The following is a 17,981-nucleotide window of genomic DNA, read 5'->3' on the forward strand; positions in this document are numbered from 1 at the left end:
ATGCATCCCATCTCATTGATAACACAGCACCCTATCCTGATGTAATAGAGACACTGGAAGCGCTCAAGAGTCAAAAAAAGGCAATAGTTACCAATAAAGTTGAGGTCCTTTCGCTCAGAATACTTGATGAGCTTGGACTCATGAAGTATTTCGACATGGTGGTCTGCGCTGATACCATCTCAGAGCGAAAACCATCACCTGCACCTATTCTCTATATTCTTTCAACTCTCAATGTGCAACCCAGGGACGCAATAATTGTTGGAGACAGTGCAGTAGATATCAAAACCGGCAGGGCATCTTCAATAAAGACGGTCGCTGTCACCTATGGCTATGGACGAGAGGGTTTTCAAGAGGAAGGGGATTTTGCGATTAGCAGTCTGTCAGAACTGATAGGCATCGTGAATGAAATAACAGAAGGATCAGTCTCCAATAAAGGGTAGGGTTACCCCATTGCGCGGGTGCGTTGATAGCTCATAGCAGAGAGCAAAGAGCAGAGAGCAAAGGGCATGGAGCAGAGGGCAAAGGGCATAGAGCAAGGTCATTCAACAGAGAGCATAGCGTTATTTATGCTACTTGCTCTCTGCTCCACGCTGATTTAAAATAATGGATTGACTCTGGCCACCGACATTGATAAGTTAAACGGTGTTATTATAAGAGAAATGCCGAAGACGGGACTTGAACCCACACAGGCTTACGCCTACCAGACCCTGAACCTGGCGCGTCTACCAATTCCGCCACTTCGGCATTATTTAAACTTATATGGATATGATGGATATGTCAAGAGGTGATATGAAAATTTTTGAATCCCTGGATATTCTTGAGAAGTTTACACGTTCTGTTCTCGCTATCGGGAACTATGATGGTCTCCACCTCGGGCATCAAAGGATCATTGAGAAGGTTAGGGAGAGGGTAGCTTCTATCTCTGGGACATCCATATTGATGACCTTTGAACCCCACCCCCTAAGCGTTTTAAAACCTGACAAATGTATCGGCTTCATCACGCCTATTCATCTAAAAAGAAGGCTTATAGAGGAGAGCGGGATTGATGTCCTTATTATCGTTTCCTTCACAGAGGAGTTCAGGCTGATAACCCCTGAAGTATTTGTAAAAGATATACTGATTAAGAGGCTGGGGATGAAAAGCCTTATAGTTGGTTATGATTTCCGGTTTGGTAAGGATGGAATGGGTGATGTGGATATGCTTAAGCGTTTTTCTGAATTGTATGGTTTTTACTTCGAGGTTGTGGATGCCATTACAATTGATGGCAAAAAGGTAGGGAGCAACAGGATCAGAAGGATGATACAGGAAGGGGAGATGGAAAGGGTTAAGAAATTCTTAGGCAGGTCCCATATGATAGAAGGAAAGGTGATAAAGGGGCATGGAAGGGGAAAGGATATTGGATTCCCCACGATTAATATTGAAACTGATTTCGAACTCATCCCGAAGAATGGTGTGTATGTTACCGAGGTAGAAATCGATGGGAAACGATTCCCCTCTGTGACAAATATGGGATATAACCCCACATTTAATGATAGAGACCTTTCGATAGAGACATATATACTAAATTTTTCTGAAAACCTTTACGGCAGAGAAATTACACTATGCTTTCACGAAAGGATCAGAGACGAGATTAAGTTTGAAAATATTGGGGAATTAAAGAAGAGGATCGGGATGGATGTGGAGGTAGCACGGGCATTTTTTAACCCAGGTACAAAATTGTAGGGAGCAGGCGTATACAAGCCTTTTTTCTTGGACTTTCAAATGGAACTGTATGCCTTACTTACTGTTCCCCTGTCCTGATCCCCTATTTGCTCGGGGAAGGGAAGGGCGTGGTGCAAAATTGTGCGGTAATTGCACAGTTCCTTTTCGGGAGGCTCTTTGGATATCTCATTTTTGGTGTGATTGCCTGGGGTATTAATAGATCGATTCTTCAGGCTATTGGCTACCGTGAATTCATAATTGGACTGGCTTATGTAGTTCTTTCTGTATTTTTAATATGCTACGCCTTTTTTAGGGTCAGAACCTCCTGTGTTGTTCAGAAGCTGACTGGAATTGTCGGGAGGGTGAAAAATACGATACCTTTTTTTCTCCCTCTGTTCCTTGGTTTTTTCACAGGGCTGAGTTTTTGTCCACCCTTTCTTCTTGCCCTTACCAGCGCTGCGGATAAAGGTGGTCTGGCACAAAGCATTTTATTCTTTTTCATGTTCTTTCTGGGAACCTCTGTTTTTTTCATACCTGCACCCTTTGTCGGTTTACTGCGTAGTTTTTCAGTCATGAGTACGATAGGTAAAATGGCAGCAGGCTTAGTTGGTATTTATTATTTATATTCTGGTATAATCATGCTCGTGGTAGGTATCAAAAGGATATGAATCAAGATAAGATAGAAACTGATACTATTATCCCGCAGGTAAGCCTGATTAAAACCTTGCTTCTCATACTTCCCATGATGTTTCTCACGTTTGCAATTCTCACACAGGGGAAGTTACCTTCTGACCCGAAGAGCCTCTTTGCCATTGTAATTACCTACTTATTTATTAATGCCACATTCTTTATGCTGCTCTATACTGGAAAGACCGATAGATTCAGGGCCATATTTTTTATTACCTATGCTGTTTTATTTGTTGTCTCCTTTATTACCCATCTTATTGAAATACGGGGAAGTATGGCAATAAGCCAGGCAAATATGTTACAGGGAGAAACGCCTTTTTGTCATATTGTAATCCCCATGACTTTAATCCCTCTGGTCTTTACAAGGACAATCATCTTCCCTGGAACAATTATAGGAAGCTTTGCATCTATTGCGAGCATGTTTGTCCTCTGGATAGGGGTAACCCTCGCTCTTGGGCGTGGATTCTGTAGCTGGGGCTGTTTTTTTGGTGGTCTTGATGATGGTTTTTCCCGGATTCTCAAGAGACCCGTAATAAAAAATATTAATTTCAACTGGACATACCTGCCCTATGCTGTTCTTATTGCAGTGGTTCTGACTGCAGCTATATCTTTATCTCCTACTTACTGTGAATGGCTATGCCCCTATAAGACTGTGACTGAATTTGTAGAGGTCACTTCTTTCAAGATTCTAATGCAGACGATTATTTTTGTATCCCTTTTTATCGGCCTGGTAATTGTCTTGCCTATTCTTACCAGACGTAGGATACAGTGTGGACTGTTCTGCCCTTTTGGGGCATTTCAATCCTTCACAAACAGGATAAATGTTTTCGAAGTGAGGATTGACAAAGAGAAATGTGTAAAGTGCAAATGCTGTATTCAGGTCTGCCCGACATTTTCTCTTAATGAAGAAAGCATAGAGAAAGGAAGGACCCGTATTTCTTGTACTAAATGCGGTAAGTGCATTGATTCGTGTTTAAAAAAGGCGATCTTTTTTCATTTAAAAGGAACCCCTCTATCAGGTAACCAGCCCATATACAGGATGCTTTTTCTTTATCCTGCCTTTCTTTTTCTCGCCACAATAGCAGGTGGTACCATTCAGGACGGAATAGTGAAGATAATAAGGCTTATAACTACTGGTAGCATGTTTATACATTGAAGGAGAAGAAGCGAATGAACAAATTAAAGTCGATACTGGGATATACATGGGCTTTCATCGCTTTTTTTATCGTTCTGGCGACGTTCTTCGGAAACGAGCGTTTTAGTAAAGTGCTTGCTTCAGTTACCGGGATGAAGGTATCTCCATGGTACACTGGCGGCGAGGTTATAAGCGTTATAGACCATGGTACCTACAGGACCCTGATTCATCGCCCTGTTTTTGATGCCTTGATAGGCGAAAAAAGGGAAGGGTTTATTCAGATAAACTGGGAGCCATCAACAGGAATACCGCAGGTAATTGAAGAAAAGATCGATTATGATAAGGATAGAAAAGAGGATCTTCTCATTATATTAGATACTTCGACAGGTAAGGCAACTATCACTGCGTATAGCCCTTCAATAGTCTCAATTGAAAGAACATATAGACTGAAGAACGGCTGGGCAGTGAGGATAGCCCTTCGAAAACCCTCTTAATAAGCCGTTAGAAGAAATTTTAAAAGGTATTATCCCGGTAGACGATATTACCATCAACGATGGTGAGAAGGTTTTTGCCTTTCAATTTCCACCCGTGAAAGGGCGTGTTCTTACCTTTGGAGAGGAACTTATCTTTATCCACAACCCATTCCCTATCAGGATTGAAGATGATGAGGTCTGCTGCCTTACCGGGTGCGAGTTCACCGTAAGGAAGATTGAGAAATTTTGCCGGATTCACGGTAAACCTTTTTAAAAGCTCATTTAAGGTGAGTACCCCTTCCCTGACAAGGGAGAGGGACAGGGCAAAGGCAGTCTCCAGTCCGGAAATGCCATATGTAGCAATGTTAAATTCCACATCCTTTGAGGTGAAATCATGAGGGGCATGGTCTGTGGCGATAATATCTATAGTATTATTTCTTAACCCTTCCTTTATAGCGGCAACATCCTCTTTAGACCGAAGTGGTGGATTGACCTTTGTATTTGTATCGAATGTGAGGGTGGCTTCGTCGGTTAATGTAAAATAATGGGGGCATGTATCACACGTAATCTTTCTGTATTGCTTTTTGGCTTTGTTAATGGCTTCTACGCTTCCCCTTGTCGAAATATGGGTAAGATGGATGGGGGAGCCAACGTATTCAGCTATCGCTATATCCCTTCTTACAATTATCTCCTCAGCAATAGAGGGGTTTGCTTCAAGACCTGAGAGGAGTGATGCATGTCCCTCATGGACATAACCCTTTGAGAGGTCTTCGTCTTCGCAATGTGATATAGCAGGTATGGCAAAAAGCCTTGCATATTCCAAGGCCTTTCTCAGAAGTTCAGCATTCTTTACAGACTTCCCATCGTCAGATATCGCAACAATGCCTGCCTCGTACATTTCACCCATCTCTGAGAGTTCCTCGCCTTTCAGTCCCTTTGTTATTGCCCCGCACGGGAAGACCCGGCACACACCCTCTAATTTTGATTGTTTTACTATGAATTCCGTCACGCTTTTGTTGTCATTCACAGGATCGGTGTTCGCCATACAGACAATGGTTGTAAAACCTCCCTTTGCCGCCGCCATGGTTCCTGTTTTTATCGTCTCTTTATATTCATAGCCCGGCTCTCTTAAATGTGTATGGACATCGATAAGCCCCGGTGAAACGATATGGCGTGAGGCATCGATTACCCGTATATTACTTCCCTTTTCACGAATATGCTTATCAATCCTTTCAATGATATTTCCATTAATGTAAATATCGAGCTTCTCATCTGTACCATGCCTTGGATCGATGACCCTGCCGTTTTTGATAAGGATTTTCACGCTTCCCTCCCGATAAGGAGATAGAGAATTGCCATCCTCACGGCAACACCATTCTCGACCTGGTCAAGGATTACGGAGTATGGGCCATCTGCCACTTCGTCTGTAATTTCTACCCCCCTGTTCATGGGGCCGGGATGCATGATGATTACATCCTTTTTGGCCTTTTTCACATGTTCCTTCTTCAGGCCGTAGATTGTTGAATATTCTTTAATAGAGGGGATATAGGAGATGCCGCCCCTCTCCTTCTGTATCCTTAACATCATAATCACATCTGCATTTGTTACTGCCCTGTTCATATCATATTCCACCCTGACACCAAGGCTATCAAGATAGGGTGGTATCATCGTTGGTGGTCCTGAGCAGATAATCTCTGTCTTGAAGTGTCTCAAAGCAAATATGTTTGACCTTGCTACCCTGCTATGGGCAATATCCCCGATTATTGCTATCTTAAGACCATCTATTTTGCCCTTCTTTTCCCTCATGGTATAGAGGTCAAGGAGTGCCTGTGTCGGATGTTCATGTGCGCCATCCCCTCCGTTGATAATAGAGGAATCTACAATTTTTGATAACATATGGGGTGCACCGGGCATACTATGCCTGATGATGATTGCATCTGGTTTCATTGATTCAAGGTTTTTTGCAGTATCTTTCAGCGTTTCCCCCTTCACATAACTGCTTGTGCTTGCGGAGATATTTATGGTATCAGCACTCAGCCTCTTTGCGGCTATTTCGAAGGATGTCCTTGTCCTTGTGCTTGGTTCGTAGAAGAGGGTAATAACAGTTTTCCCCCGAAGGGTTGGAACCTTTTTAATCTCTCTTTTTGATATGTCTTTAAAAGAATCGGTGGTGTTGAGGATAAGAAGGATTTCTTCTTTGGAAAGCTCTTTGATACCGAGAAGGTCTTTTTTATCCCAGTTCATCAGATCCCTGCAATTATAACCTCATCCTTACCGTCAATTTCACTAAGCTTTACAAGCACCTCTTCTTCAGGATTTGCGGTGTAAAAGATACCGGCATAGTCAGGATGTATTGGAAGTTCCCTGTCCCCCCTGTCCACAAGTACTGCAAGCTGTATCTTTCTTGGCCTGCCAAGGTCCATAATAGCATCAATTGCTGCCCTTGTAGTTCTCCCGGTCTGCATTACATCATCTACAAGTATTATGGTCATATTGTTTACATCAAAGGGTATCTCTGTCTTTTTTATTTCAGGTAATTTTAGCTTAAAGATGTCATCCCTGTACATCGTTATGTCGAGTATACCGAGCGGTAATTCTATATTTTCGATATCCTGTATTTTATTCTGAATCCTTTTTGCCAGGTAGATACCCCTTGTCCTTATGCCGATAAGACTCAGGTTTCGACATCCCTGATTTTTTTCGAGGATTTCATGGCTGATTCTATTAATGGTTCTTTCTACTGCCTTTTTATCGAGTAATGTCTTGTTTTTTTGCTTCCCTGTTTTACCCTTCATTAATCGTCCATATAGATAGCATTTTGAGGACACTCTTCTACACAGGATGTGCACTCAATACAATCCTGAGGGGTTAATACAATGACGTTTTCGTCGTATGTTGAAAAGACCTCATAGGGACATATAGGGATACATTCTTTACAGTTTACACAGAGCTCTTTTGAGATATAGGGTCTCACTTTCCATACTACTATAATGGGTTTATAAAAAAAAATCAATGAAAACCATTGACCCTTGAAACCTCCATTTATATTTACAAGCATAATACATTCCTGTTAATATAAAAATAATAGGAAGAAACTGTGACTCCTAAGCAGAATAGTGGTAATGTAAATACAAAGTTGCCTGTCTGCTACAGGTAGAAAAGCATGATTATACTCGGTATAGACCCAGGTTTAGCCAGCACAGGCTTTGGTGCAATTACATGCGATAATGTAACCCCTTCCCTCTTTAAATGTGGTTATATTAAAACGTCTCCACGGGAGCATATTTCCAGCAGATTGTTCCAGATTCATTCAGACATAAGCCATTTGATAAAAACACTAAAGCCAGACCTCGTTGCGATAGAAAATATATTTTCTTTGGTCAGATATCCAAAAGCTGGTATATTGTTAGGAGGGGTTCTCGGAATCATATATTTATCTGTTTCTCAGAACAATGTATCAATGGTTGAAATTACACCAAGAGAAATAAAGAATGCCCTAATCGGGTATGGGAGTGCAAATAAGAGGCAGATTAAGGAGATGATACAAAAATTACTTAAGATTAATAATGTTTCATCCTTTCATGCCGCCGATGCACTGGCAGTGGCCCTCACTGCCTTTTACAGAAAAAAAATGTGGAGAAGTGGATGATATCCTATCTGGAAGGAAGATTAAAAAGCATCCATGATGATCGGGTTACGCTGCTGATAAACGGGATTGGTTATGATATTTTGATCCCGGCTTATGTCATGCATGAAATCAAAGGGACCACAAAGCCCGATAACACACTGGGTTTATACATCTCATATAACCAGACCGAAAGACAGCCAAAACCAACCCTTGTGGGATTTAAAACTGAACTGGACAAGGAATTTTTTGAGCTTTTCATCTCTGTTGAGGATATTGGTCCTGCTGTTGCTATTAAGGCCCTGATAAAGCCGGTCCGGGCAATAGCCCGTTTTATCGAGGAAAAGGATATAAAGGCATTAAAGCAGTTAAGGGGCATTGGTGAACGAAAGGCTGAAAAGATCGTTGCAACCCTCAGGGGGAAGGTTGCGAAATTTGCATTAATGCCTGAGGTTGAACTGCCTGTTGAGGTTGTGGAAGATTTTAAGAAAGAGGTCGAGGATGTCCTCGTCACCCAGTTGGGGCATAAAATATTTGAGGCGCGGAAGATGATTGAAGAGGCTATGAAAGGGAACCCACAGATCAGTTCCTCTGAGGAATTGTTTGAGGAAGTATATAGAGGTCAGAAAAAGTGATAAAGGAAGAAGTAAATAACCTGCCTGAAATTCTCAAGGAAAAAAGTGTACTGGACGAAGAAAACATTTTGAACTTAAGGCCGAGGCTGCTTTCAGAGTATGTCGGGCAGGACAAGGTTGTTGAAACACTTAAGATCGCCATAGAGGCAGCCCTGCAGAGAAAAGAACCATTAGAACATATTTTGTTCAATAGCCCGCCAGGCTTAGGGAAAACGACGTTAGCCCATATTATTGCAAATGAAATGGGCACGAGGATCATCACCTCTTCAGGTCCGGCCCTTGAAAAGGGCGGCGATTTGATGGGTATCCTTACAAATATGGAGAGGGGTGATGTGTTTTTTATTGACGAGATCCACAGGATACCGAAGGTCGTCGAGGAATTCCTCTATCCGGCAATGGAGGACTTTGCTGTGGATTTCATATTCGATAAGGGCGTCCATGCAAGGACCCACAGGTACAGGCTCGAATGTTTCACGTTAATAGGGGCTACAACAAGGGCTGGTCTTTTGTCTTCCCCCTTAAGGGAACGGTTCGGAATCACGAGAGATTTAGATTTTTATGCCGAAAAAGACCTGGTTAGTATCATAAAGCGCTCTGCTGCCATACTGGGGCTTACTATAGATGAGGAAGGCGCATACGAGACAGCACGGAGGGCAAGGGGTACACCGAGGGTAGCGAACAGGCTTTTAAAGCGTGTTCGTGACTATGCACAGGTGAGGGCAGATGGGCGCATAACACGGGATGTGGCAATAGATGCACTGGTATTAGAAGGTATTGATGAATGTGGGCTGGGAGAGATAGACAGGAAATTACTCCAGACGATAATCTTGAATTATAAGGGGGGACCTGTTGGTATAGAGGCACTCGCCGCAACGCTTCAGCTTGAAACAGACGTGTTAATAGAAGTGGTTGAGCCTTATTTGTTAAAAACCGGTTTTATCATTAGAACCTCACAGGGGAGAAAGGCACCTGAAAGGGCATTTGCCCATTTCAGCATACCCTATAGAAATAAATCAGATACCCCCGGTCTGTTTGAAGAGATTAAGAAGAAATAAAATTAATCAGAGATGGCGGTTGTTACTTGATTGACCCCATGATTGTTTTTAGGGAGTCTTTGCAAGAAAAATGAAATCGTTCAGAAACAGGGTGACGCTTACCGAGGTGTTCTTTCCTTTAATATCTGTGTATGCAATTCTTTAAAGTTTTTTGGAGGAATTGCATCTGATTTCCTCACAAGTTTTATTGCCGAAGATGGACAGGGGACTGCACAGACACCACAGCCTATACACCATTCTCTATCAACAATTGGCAGGTCTTCTACCATTTCAATGGCGTTAACCGGGCAGATATCCACACATTGGCCACACCCTGTGCATTTATCCGGATCAGTCTCTCTGAGAAAGTATGTTGCCATCAGTACATCTCTCGGGATTTTTCTTCTCCTTATTGTACCCACAGACCAGCAACAACAGCTACAGCAGTTACAGGTTTGTTTAACACCCTCTCTCGCATTATCTACAAGGTGAACGAGGCCTGCCTCTTCACATGAACGAATAATACTGAGGGTCTCTTGTTTTGTAATTTTTCTCCCGATTCCTCTCTCGATTACATATTCGGCGAGCTCGTCGTATTTAATACAGACTTCAAGGGGATATTCGCACTTCTTTCTTCCCATGAGAAGGGCCGTTGCCCTGCAGGCACAGGACACGAGGGCAATCACATGAGCCTGCTCAATAACGTTCTCCATCATCTCAAAAGGAAACACGGCATGCTTTTCAGGTTCTATATTGAGAGAGCCTGGAATATAACGGAATGCCTTTGTCTTTGTGGAGCCGTAGACTCCATATAATTCTTCTTTTCTGGCATATTTTACAACAAGTTCTGCCATCCTTTTTGCATTCGGGGCATCTATCCCTCCCCAGAAAAATGTTTGGGGGAAGCCATAACCAAATTGTTGTAATGCATACCCGACCTTGCCATCCTTTGTCTTTCCAGAAAAAAGCAGACCTCTATAGGCCAGATTTTCCAGCATTTTTTTTAATTCAATCTCCGGGATTTTAACCTTCGGTACTATCATGGAGACAGATACCGGCTCAAAGGGTATAACCTTTGTGGGAATAGATAATGCAATTTCAGCTTCCTGAGGGGTAAAGTTATCCCTTAAAATTATAAGCAGCTCCTCTTTCCGGGGATAACCCATCCCTAAAGATGACAGGTGCTTTGATAATGTTTCATAAATGTCTTCAGACATGGTTCCCTTTATACCCTATTTTTTCTTTAAATTTTACACCTTATTCTAAATAATTTCTACATTGATAAAAAGTGAACTAATTCAGTGGCGGTCAGTTTTTAATGGGGGGTTCTATTTCTTTGATTTCCTTGCCGGTCTTTTTCTGCCCTCCATCAGGTAAAGTATCCCCAGACCTCCACAAACCAGCACAATTATCATTGAAAAAAAGCTCCTTATATCACCCCATGAATAGAATAAAACTATAAGGAATACTGCAGCAATGACCAATAAGATTATTCCTTTTACTGTATTCCTTTTACTCAATTTCTTTGTGATATGCCTGGATTGATTTAACGTTTATGGCACCCTTACTCTCAAGATGTGCCTTGATACCTTCTGCAGTAGCCTTTGCTGCTGAAGCTGTTGTTATATAAGGTATTTTATATTTTATTGCGGCTTTTCTAATATATGAATCATCATATTTGCCACTCTTTCCAATGGGTGTATTTATGATGAGATTTATCTCCTTGTTATGGATTGCATCAACAATATTAGGCCTTCCCTCGTGCACCTTTTTGATCGGGGTGGATTCAATCCGGTTTTTAGTGAGAAACTTGTGTGTGCCATCTGTTGCCAGTATATTAAAACCAATCTCACTTAAGAACCTCGCCACACCAAGAACATCCTTTTTGTCTTTTTCAGTAACTGTAATGAGAGCTGTTCCCTTAACCGGTAACTTTTGCCCGGCAGCTTCCTGGGATTTGTAAAAGGCAAGCCCGAATGTATCGGCTATACCAAGCACTTCTCCTGTTGATTTCATTTCGGGTCCAAGGGTTGGGTCGACCTCAGGAAACATGTAGAATGGAAAGACTGCTTCCTTGACCCCGGTATGGGAGTATTTTTTCTGTTTCAGGTTTAAATCTTTTAATTTTTTGCCAAGCATCATTTGTGTTGCAATACGTGCCATCTGAACCCCGGTAACCTTTGAAACGAGAGGGACAGTCCGGGATGCCCTCGGATTAGCTTCCAGGATATAGACTATGTCATTTGCAATTGCATACTGAATATTCATAAGCCCCACAACCTTCAGTTCCACGGCAATTTTTTTGGTGTATTCATTTATTGTTTTTATGTGCTTATCCGGTATTGTCCTTGGGGGTATTACACATGCACTGTCTCCGGAGTGGATGCCGGCGAGTTCAATGTGCTCCATAATGGATGGAACAAATGCGTCTTCTCCATCGGCTATGGCGTCTGCCTCTGCTTCGATTGCGTTCTCAAGGAATTTGTCAATCAATATCGGACGGCCCGGTGATATGTCGACTGCAGCATTCACGTATGATGTAAGCATCTCATCATCATACACGGTTTCCATACCTCTACCGCCCAATACATACGATGGTCTGACCATAAGGGGGTAACCGATGTCTTGTGCCACCTCAAGTGCTTCTTCAAGCGATATCGCTGTTCCGCTCTCAGGCTGTGGTATGCCAAGTTTTGTCATAACCTCCTTGAACCGCTTTCTGTCTTCTGCAAGGTCTATGCTCTCGGGAGATGTCCCTAAAATGCTTACCCCAACCATCTCCAGTTCTTTTGCAATGTTGAGGGGAGTCTGTCCTCCAAACTGGATAATTGCCCCTATTGGTTTTTCTTTATTGTATATGCTTAAGACATCCTCAACAGTAAGTGGTTCAAAATAGAGTTTATCGGACGTATCGTAATCGGTGGATACGGTCTCTGGATTGCAATTTACCATAATTGATTCATATCCTTCATCACGCAGTGCGAATGCCGCATGGACGCATGTATAATCAAACTCGATACCCTGCCCGATTCTGTTTGGCCCGCCACCGAGAATCATCACCTTAGGCCTTGAGCTGACACTCACCTCATCAGGGGCATTATATGTTGAGTAGTAGTATGCAGCATCTGCTCCACTCACAGGAACTGCACACCAGGACTCTGTCTTTTTCAGTTTAACCCTTTTTTCTCTTACGTCTTCCTCTTTTATATTAAGAATCTGGCTTAAGTATTTGTCAGAGAAGCCATCTTCTTTGGCCTTTATGAGCAACCAGTCAGGCAGCTCCCTTCCTTTATATTTTAAAATCTCTTCCTCGAGTTCGACCAGTTCCTTCATCTGCTGGATGAACCATCGTTTTATCCATGTTTTTTCGTAGAGTTGATTGATTGTTGCACCTTTTCTCAAGGCTTCATACATTATAAACTGGCGTTCCGATGTTGGTTCGTTGAGGAGCATCATAAGCTCGTTGAGGGAGAGTTGATTAAAATTGCTGGCGAAGCCCAACCCGTACCTTTTAATTTCTAATGATCGTATCGATTTCTGGAATGCTTCCTTGTAATTTTTGCCTATACTCATCACCTCGCCCACTGCCTTCATCTGTGTTCCGAGTTTATCTTCCACCTCTCTAAACTTCTCAAATGCCCATCTCGCAAATTTTATCACCACGTAATCCCCCGAAGGGGTGTATTGATCAAGTGTTCCTCCGCGCCAGTAAGGGATATCCTTGAGTGTGTATCCCCCTGCTAATTTTGCAGAGATGTACGCTATTGGAAACCCTGTTGCTTTAGAGGCGAGGGCAGATGACCTCGATGTCCTTGGATTTATCTCTATGACAACAACCCTTCCATCTTCCGGGTTATGGGCAAACTGTATGTTCGTTCCACCAATGATCTTGATGGCCTCTACGATTCTGTATGAGTATTCCTGTAATCTTTTTTGAAGTTCTTCAGATATGGTAAGCATCGGTGCAGCACAAAAGGAGTCTCCGGTGTGCACACCCATGGGGTCTATGTTTTCTATGAAACACACAGTAATCATATTGTTTTCTGCATCCCTTACCACTTCCAGTTCAAGTTCTTCCCAGCCTAAAACCGCTTCCTCTATAAGAATTTGTCCTATCAGGCTCGCCGAAATCCCTCTCTCTGCAATTGTTTTGAGCTCTTCCTTGTTGTATGTGATGCCTCCACCAGTTCCACCCATCGTATATGCAGGCCTCACTACAACAGGGTATCCTAACTTATCCGCAACCTCCAGTGCTTCTTCAACAGAATAGGCAGGAGAGCTGAGCGGCATGGGTATACCAAGCTTATTCATGGTTTTTTTAAATTCTATCCTGTCTTCTCCTCTCTCAATAGCATCTGCCTGTACACCTATTATCTGAACACCATGTTTTTTTAGTATCCCTGTTTTTGAGAGCTCTGCAGCAAGGTTAAGCCCGGTCTGCCCTCCGAGATTAGGCAATAAGGCATCGGGTTTTTCCTTTTCGATGATTCTTTCAAGGGTGTCGATGGTAAGGGGTTCAATATATGTGGCATCTGCCATGCCAGGGTCTGTCATGATTGTGGCAGGGTTTGAATTTACAAGTACAATCTCATACCCTGCTGCCTTAAGGGCCTTGCATGCCTGTGTGCCAGAGTAGTCAAATTCACATGCCTGTCCGATGATTATTGGACCAGACCCTATTATCAGTACTTTGTTGATGCCCTTTATTTTTGCTTTATTCTTTTGTGGTGTGTTTAGTTCCATGGATGATTTAGTCAGAGAATCCTATCAAAGCCCATTATAAGTGTCAAGCATTTTGCGTTCCTGCTCTATAGAAATTATGTACGACAGACTGAAGGAGATTTTTTATAGATGAAGGCACTTTTCTATAAATTTTTTTAATCCCTCACCATATATATTGCCTGAGGTCAAAAATCCCTCATTGTGCCCACCCCTGATTATTAGGAATTCTTTAGGTGGGGAGGCGTTTTCAAAAAGAGATTTGGCATGCTCAAAGGGGATCATCTCATCATCAGGGCTGTGAATAATCAATTTGTGGCATTTAATAAAACCTAACTTGTGTATTGTCGGGTAGCTGAATTTTGATATGAGTTTTACAGGGAGCCATGGATAAAGTTTTGACCCGAGCTCCGATACCGATGTAAAGCTCGACTCTATAATCAGCCCTGCAGGGTTCTTCATTAATGCAATCTCTGCAGCCACTGCCCCTCCAAGGGAGCGGCCAAACAGTATAATTTCTTCGGGGGATTTCTGCTTCACATTCACCAGATAATTCCATGCAGCCCCGGCATCAAGATATGTTCCCCTTTCAGATGGTTTTCCATTGCTCTTTCCGTAACCTCTGTAGTCAAAAATCAGGACGCTCAGGCTCAGGTTGTGAAAAATCTTTATCGAATCCAGTCTGTGAGATATATTCCCTGCGTTTCCGTGACAGAAGAGGATCACCCCCTTTTCATTTTTTGCCGGAATATACCACCCCGAGATGGTGATGCCATCTTCTGTTTCAAAATAGATTTCCGAGTATTCAAGGTTTATATTTTTTGGGGTATGCTGTATCTCCTTTTCAGGGAAGTAAAGCATGCTGTCCTGTATGAAATAGGTCACAGCGACGATAATTAAATAGGATAGAGATAGAATGATTCCTATATTGATCAATGTTTTCTGTAATCTTTTATTCAAATTTGATCCATTGTAACACAAAAATCTGATGGCTGATAGATATATCCGTTCATTCTTTAAGACCAAGCAGGGGTGTTTTAGGCTATGATTACATAGTTTTTAGCTACTGATATTATTGCCTTGTGAGAAAATTCTCTTGACAAAAAGTTTAGATAAATATAACTTTGGTTGTGAATTTTTCCAGCATTGAAATGGGGTCATGAATGATTAAGTCTTTAAAAATAAGGTTTGTTCTCGTCATACTGTTTTTAGTAATATCGGTTATTTACTGTATGCCGAACGTTATTGAGCCGCAGGGCGTATGGAAGAAGTATCTCCCGTCTGATAAGATCCATTTGGGGCTTGATTTAAAGGGGGGCATGCATCTGTTACTTGAGCTTGATACAGTAAAGATGATGCAAAACATGGTTGACAGGAAATTTAGTACCTTCAAAGATGCCATGATTCGTGAAGGAATACGCTTTATGGGGCTCGAAAAGAAAGAGAATGCCCTTTCTGTTTTAATAAGAGCAGAGCAAAAAGAAAAACTTTACAACCTTGTAGGCAAAGAATTTCCTGACCTTAAAGCAGGAGGCACAAGGGCAGAAGGTGATAACCTGCATGTAGAGTTCCTTTTGCTGGAAAAGGAAATTACTAATATAAAAGATAATGCTGTCCGCCAGGCACTTGAAACGATAAGAAACAGGATAGACCAATTTGGAGTAACAGAACCTGTTATTGTACAACAGGGTGAAAACCAGATACTGGTACAACTTCCAGGGATCAAAGATCCTGAACGAGCCCTGGAACTAATAGGTAGAACTGCTCAGCTTGAATTCAAGCTGGTCGATGAGGAAAATGCCTCGAGAGTTACGGTAGGTGCGATTCCTGAAGGCAGTGAAATACTTACAATGAGGACAAGAAATAGAGAGACCAAGATTGCGACCACAGCCTCTATCCTCTTAAAAAAACAGACCCTTTTGACGGGTGAATTACTGACCGATGCACGGGTGAGAATTGGAGGGGAGTTTGGGAATGAACCGTATGTTGCAATAGAGTTTAACAGTGAAGGAGCAAGGATATTTGATAAGATAACTGCTGAAAATGTGGGAAAGAGGTTGGCTATTATCCTTGATAACACTGTTTACTCTGCCCCTGTAGTAAGGGAGAGGATCTCCGGCGGCAAGGCTTCGATAACCGGTGGCTTCACTATGGATGAAGCAAAAGACCTGGCAATTGTTCTCAGGGCAGGGGCATTACCGGCTCCAGTTAAAGTGGTACAGAACATAACTATCGGTCCCACATTAGGTCAGGACTCAATTAGAAAGGGTATAAGGGCTGCGATTTTTGGAGCAATACTCGTTTTAGCCTTTATGATTTTCTATTACCGTTATTCCGGTATTGTGGCAGATATTGCACTATTTTTAAATCTCTTTTACCTTCTCGGTGCCTTTACAGCACTGAAAGCTACAATGACACTTCCTGGTATTGCAGGAATAATCCTCACAATGGGTATGGGGGTTGATTCTAATGTACTGATCTTTGAAAGAATAAGAGAAGAGCTAAGGCTTGGCAAGACAGTACGGGCTGCGGTTGATGGGGGCTATGAAAAAGCCTGGGTGACGATTTTTGACTCTCACATAACTACCCTTATAACCACATTTATCCTGTTTATCTTCGGCACAGGCCCTATAAAAGGTTTTGCAGTCACATTGAGCATAGGGGTCATAATAAATCTTTTTACTGCAGTTTTTGGTTCAAAGGCAATCTTTGACTGGATTATAAGAAAATATAAGCCAAGGAGCTTGAGCATCTGATGAAATTTGTCGAGATAACGAAAAAGACAAATATTGATTTTATAGGGTTTAGAAATAAAACCTTCATCATTTCCACAATACTTGTGTTACTTGGTCTTGTCGGGTTTGTTATGGTTTTTCTTGGTAAAGCAAACGAAAGCGTTGATTTTACCGGTGGAACCCAGCTTCAAATCCAGTTCGTAGATCAGATAACGACAGGGGAATTGAGAAGAGCCCTGATCAATGGCGGTATCCATGATGTTCATATACAGGAAGTAAGCGGGACAAGAGGGTTTTTAATAAAGACAAAACAGTCTGATACAGAGAAAGAGAAGATACAGGATAAGGTAAGCTCTATATTATTGAGCGAATTAAAGGGCAAGAGCTTCCAGATTCTCGGAAGCAATATGGTAGGTTCAACAGTAGGAAAGACTTTGAAAAAGAATGCAATTATTGCAATTGTCATTTCCCTCATTTGTATTGTGATTTACATTGCCTGGAGATTTAACTTTATCTTTGGGGTTGCGGCAACGATTGCTACCTTTCATGATGTTCTTGCCCTCCTTGGTATCTTCTGGGTATTAAATATGGAGATGAACATACTTTTTATTACAGCCCTTTTAACAATTGCTGGTTATTCTCTCACAGATACCGTTGTTGTATTCGATAGAATTCGTGAAAATATGGCAAAGATGAAGTCTAAATCTGAGCTTATCAACGTTATAAACCTGAGTATTAATGAGGTGTTGAGCAGAACACTCATTACATCACTTACTACGTTACTTGCCATAGGGGCTATTCTCGCTTTTGGGGGAATAGTGCTCTTTGATTTTTCTTTTGCTCTTTTTATCGGAGTCTTTATTGGAACATATTCATCTATTTTTGTGGCGAGCCCACTGATTTTTTTATGGAGAAAGAAAGTTCGCTGAAATAAATATTTCCAAAAGTTCCTTGATATAGCTCTGAATATTTGGGGGTTTGTATGCTATCAAGGCTTGAAGATGTGCTCAAGGATAAAGAGCAGGAGCTAAAACTACATCAGAGATTCCTCAATTTAAAAACCTTTTGTGAAGAAAAGGTATTTTCCTCCACCAATCTGCCTTTAAAAGAACATGTTGAAACACTTAAGGGGTTGATAGAAAAGATTATTCCTGACCCGAGAGACAGAACAGAAGAGATGTTTTCAGGGGAGATATTCGCGCTCCTTAGCACACTGTATCTGCATGATATAGGGCTG

The 17,981-nt window shown here is 41.9% G+C and carries 18 protein-coding genes and 1 tRNA gene; 11 read left to right on the plus strand and 8 right to left on the minus strand.

All coding sequences use genetic code 11. The features are described from left to right. A partial coding sequence (locus tag NTU69_07070) for an HAD-IA family hydrolase (protein MCX5803277.1) occupies positions 1 to 440 on the plus strand: 440 nt, incomplete at its 5' end. 220 nt (positions 441 to 660) lie between these two features. On the opposite strand, the gene NTU69_07075 is transcribed toward NTU69_07070, so the two are convergent. Beyond that, positions 661 to 744: transfer RNA gene (locus tag NTU69_07075), tRNA-Leu, on the minus strand. Positions 745 to 789: 45 nt separating this feature from the next. Here NTU69_07075 and NTU69_07080 point away from each other — a divergent pair. The 4 genes from NTU69_07080 to NTU69_07095 are packed head-to-tail and all read left to right on the plus strand — an operon-like array spanning position 790 to position 4,017. Then, positions 790 to 1,722, plus strand: a complete 933-nt coding sequence (locus tag NTU69_07080) for a bifunctional riboflavin kinase/FAD synthetase (GenBank protein MCX5803278.1) — start codon at positions 790 to 792, stop codon at positions 1,720 to 1,722. Between the two features lie 11 nt (positions 1,723 to 1,733). After that, complete coding sequence (locus tag NTU69_07085) at positions 1,734 to 2,369, plus strand: sulfite exporter TauE/SafE family protein (GenBank protein MCX5803279.1); 636 nt, start codon at positions 1,734 to 1,736, stop codon at positions 2,367 to 2,369. Further along, positions 2,366 to 3,544: a 4Fe-4S binding protein gene (locus NTU69_07090; protein ID MCX5803280.1), complete on the plus strand. Its 1,179-nt coding sequence runs from the start codon at positions 2,366 to 2,368 to the stop codon at positions 3,542 to 3,544. Before NTU69_07085 ends, NTU69_07090 begins: the two co-directional genes overlap by 4 nt. A 14-nt stretch (positions 3,545 to 3,558) precedes the next feature. Then, entirely contained in the window at positions 3,559 to 4,017 is a 459-nt protein-coding gene (locus NTU69_07095) for a hypothetical protein (GenBank protein MCX5803281.1), read from the plus strand. A 19-nt stretch (positions 4,018 to 4,036) separates the two neighbouring features. On the opposite strand, the gene NTU69_07100 is transcribed toward NTU69_07095, so the two are convergent. Genes NTU69_07100 through NTU69_07115 form a run of 4 tightly spaced genes read right to left on the minus strand, consistent with a single transcriptional unit; the run spans position 4,037 to position 7,054 of the window. Continuing rightward, the gene (locus tag NTU69_07100) at positions 4,037 to 5,320 is read right to left on the minus strand and encodes a dihydroorotase (GenBank protein ID MCX5803282.1); all 1,284 of its coding nucleotides are present in this window, start codon (positions 5,318 to 5,320) and stop codon (positions 4,037 to 4,039) included. Then, on the minus strand, positions 5,317 to 6,240 hold the full coding sequence (locus tag NTU69_07105; protein MCX5803283.1) for an aspartate carbamoyltransferase catalytic subunit: 924 nt from the start codon (positions 6,238 to 6,240) through the stop codon (positions 5,317 to 5,319). The genes NTU69_07100 and NTU69_07105 overlap by 4 nt, the downstream gene beginning before the upstream one ends. Further along, complete coding sequence (gene pyrR / locus NTU69_07110) at positions 6,240 to 6,791, minus strand: bifunctional pyr operon transcriptional regulator/uracil phosphoribosyltransferase PyrR (protein MCX5803284.1); 552 nt, start codon at positions 6,789 to 6,791, stop codon at positions 6,240 to 6,242. Before pyrR ends, NTU69_07105 begins: the two co-directional genes overlap by 1 nt. Beyond that, positions 6,791 to 7,054, minus strand: coding sequence for a 4Fe-4S binding protein (locus NTU69_07115; GenBank protein ID MCX5803285.1), 264 nt, complete (start codon positions 7,052 to 7,054; stop codon positions 6,791 to 6,793). Before NTU69_07115 ends, pyrR begins: the two co-directional genes overlap by 1 nt. 105 nt (positions 7,055 to 7,159) lie before the next feature. On the opposite strand from NTU69_07115, the gene NTU69_07120 reads away from it, so the two are divergent. Genes NTU69_07120 through ruvB form a run of 3 tightly spaced genes read left to right on the plus strand, consistent with a single transcriptional unit; the run spans position 7,160 to position 9,311 of the window. Beyond that, entirely contained in the window at positions 7,160 to 7,645 is a 486-nt protein-coding gene (locus tag NTU69_07120; GenBank protein ID MCX5803286.1) for a crossover junction endodeoxyribonuclease RuvC, read from the plus strand. Beyond that, positions 7,630 to 8,256, plus strand: coding sequence for a helix-hairpin-helix domain-containing protein (locus NTU69_07125; GenBank protein ID MCX5803287.1), 627 nt, complete (start codon positions 7,630 to 7,632; stop codon positions 8,254 to 8,256). The genes NTU69_07120 and NTU69_07125 overlap by 16 nt, the downstream gene beginning before the upstream one ends. A gap of 20 nt (positions 8,257 to 8,276) precedes the next feature. Next, on the plus strand, positions 8,277 to 9,311 hold the full coding sequence (gene ruvB / locus NTU69_07130; GenBank protein MCX5803288.1) for a Holliday junction branch migration DNA helicase RuvB: 1,035 nt from the start codon (positions 8,277 to 8,279) through the stop codon (positions 9,309 to 9,311). Positions 9,312 to 9,409: 98 nt separating this feature from the next. On the opposite strand, the gene NTU69_07135 is transcribed toward ruvB, so the two are convergent. From NTU69_07135 to NTU69_07145, 3 genes are all read right to left on the minus strand, one after another. Continuing rightward, the gene (locus tag NTU69_07135) at positions 9,410 to 10,507 is read right to left on the minus strand and encodes a 4Fe-4S binding protein (protein ID MCX5803289.1); all 1,098 of its coding nucleotides are present in this window, start codon (positions 10,505 to 10,507) and stop codon (positions 9,410 to 9,412) included. Positions 10,508 to 10,802: 295 nt separating this feature from the next. Beyond that, positions 10,803 to 14,033 carry a carbamoyl-phosphate synthase large subunit gene (gene carB / locus NTU69_07140; GenBank protein ID MCX5803290.1) on the minus strand — a complete coding sequence of 1,077 codons (3,231 nt, stop codon included), beginning with the start codon at positions 14,031 to 14,033 and terminating at the stop codon, positions 10,803 to 10,805. Between the two features lie 102 nt (positions 14,034 to 14,135). Next, complete coding sequence (locus NTU69_07145; GenBank protein MCX5803291.1) at positions 14,136 to 14,969, minus strand: alpha/beta hydrolase; 834 nt, start codon at positions 14,967 to 14,969, stop codon at positions 14,136 to 14,138. 203 nt (positions 14,970 to 15,172) lie between these two features. On the opposite strand from NTU69_07145, the gene secD reads away from it, so the two are divergent. The 3 genes from secD to NTU69_07160 form a co-directional block, all read left to right on the plus strand. Next, the gene (gene secD, locus NTU69_07150) at positions 15,173 to 16,765 is read left to right on the plus strand and encodes a protein translocase subunit SecD (GenBank protein MCX5803292.1); all 1,593 of its coding nucleotides are present in this window, start codon (positions 15,173 to 15,175) and stop codon (positions 16,763 to 16,765) included. Beyond that, positions 16,765 to 17,673, plus strand: coding sequence for a protein translocase subunit SecF (gene secF / locus NTU69_07155; GenBank protein MCX5803293.1), 909 nt, complete (start codon positions 16,765 to 16,767; stop codon positions 17,671 to 17,673). Before secD ends, secF begins: the two co-directional genes overlap by 1 nt. 53 nt (positions 17,674 to 17,726) lie before the next feature. Next, a partial coding sequence (locus NTU69_07160; protein ID MCX5803294.1) for a hypothetical protein occupies positions 17,727 to 17,981 on the plus strand: 255 nt, incomplete at its 3' end.

This window comes from Pseudomonadota bacterium, from assembly GCA_026388215.1.
GTDB lineage: Bacteria > Desulfobacterota > Syntrophorhabdia > Syntrophorhabdales > Syntrophorhabdaceae > JAPLKF01.

Coding starts and splice junctions, on each gene's coding strand:
- NTU69_07080 (MCX5803278.1), top strand. CDS start 790: ATGAAAATTTTTGAATCCCTGGATATTCTTGAGAAGTTTACACGTTCT.
- NTU69_07090 (MCX5803280.1), top strand. CDS start 2,366: ATGAATCAAGATAAGATAGAAACTGATACTATTATCCCGCAGGTAAGC.
- NTU69_07095 (MCX5803281.1), top strand. CDS start 3,559: ATGAACAAATTAAAGTCGATACTGGGATATACATGGGCTTTCATCGCT.
- NTU69_07105 (MCX5803283.1), bottom strand. CDS start 6,240: ATGAACTGGGATAAAAAAGACCTTCTCGGTATCAAAGAGCTTTCCAAA.
- pyrR (MCX5803284.1), bottom strand. CDS start 6,791: ATGAAGGGTAAAACAGGGAAGCAAAAAAACAAGACATTACTCGATAAA.
- NTU69_07115 (MCX5803285.1), bottom strand. CDS start 7,054: ATGCTTGTAAATATAAATGGAGGTTTCAAGGGTCAATGGTTTTCATTG.
- NTU69_07120 (MCX5803286.1), top strand. CDS start 7,160: ATGATTATACTCGGTATAGACCCAGGTTTAGCCAGCACAGGCTTTGGT.
- NTU69_07135 (MCX5803289.1), bottom strand. CDS start 10,507: ATGTCTGAAGACATTTATGAAACATTATCAAAGCACCTGTCATCTTTA.
- carB (MCX5803290.1), bottom strand. CDS start 14,033: ATGGAACTAAACACACCACAAAAGAATAAAGCAAAAATAAAGGGCATC.
- secD (MCX5803292.1), top strand. CDS start 15,173: ATGATTAAGTCTTTAAAAATAAGGTTTGTTCTCGTCATACTGTTTTTA.
- secF (MCX5803293.1), top strand. CDS start 16,765: ATGAAATTTGTCGAGATAACGAAAAAGACAAATATTGATTTTATAGGG.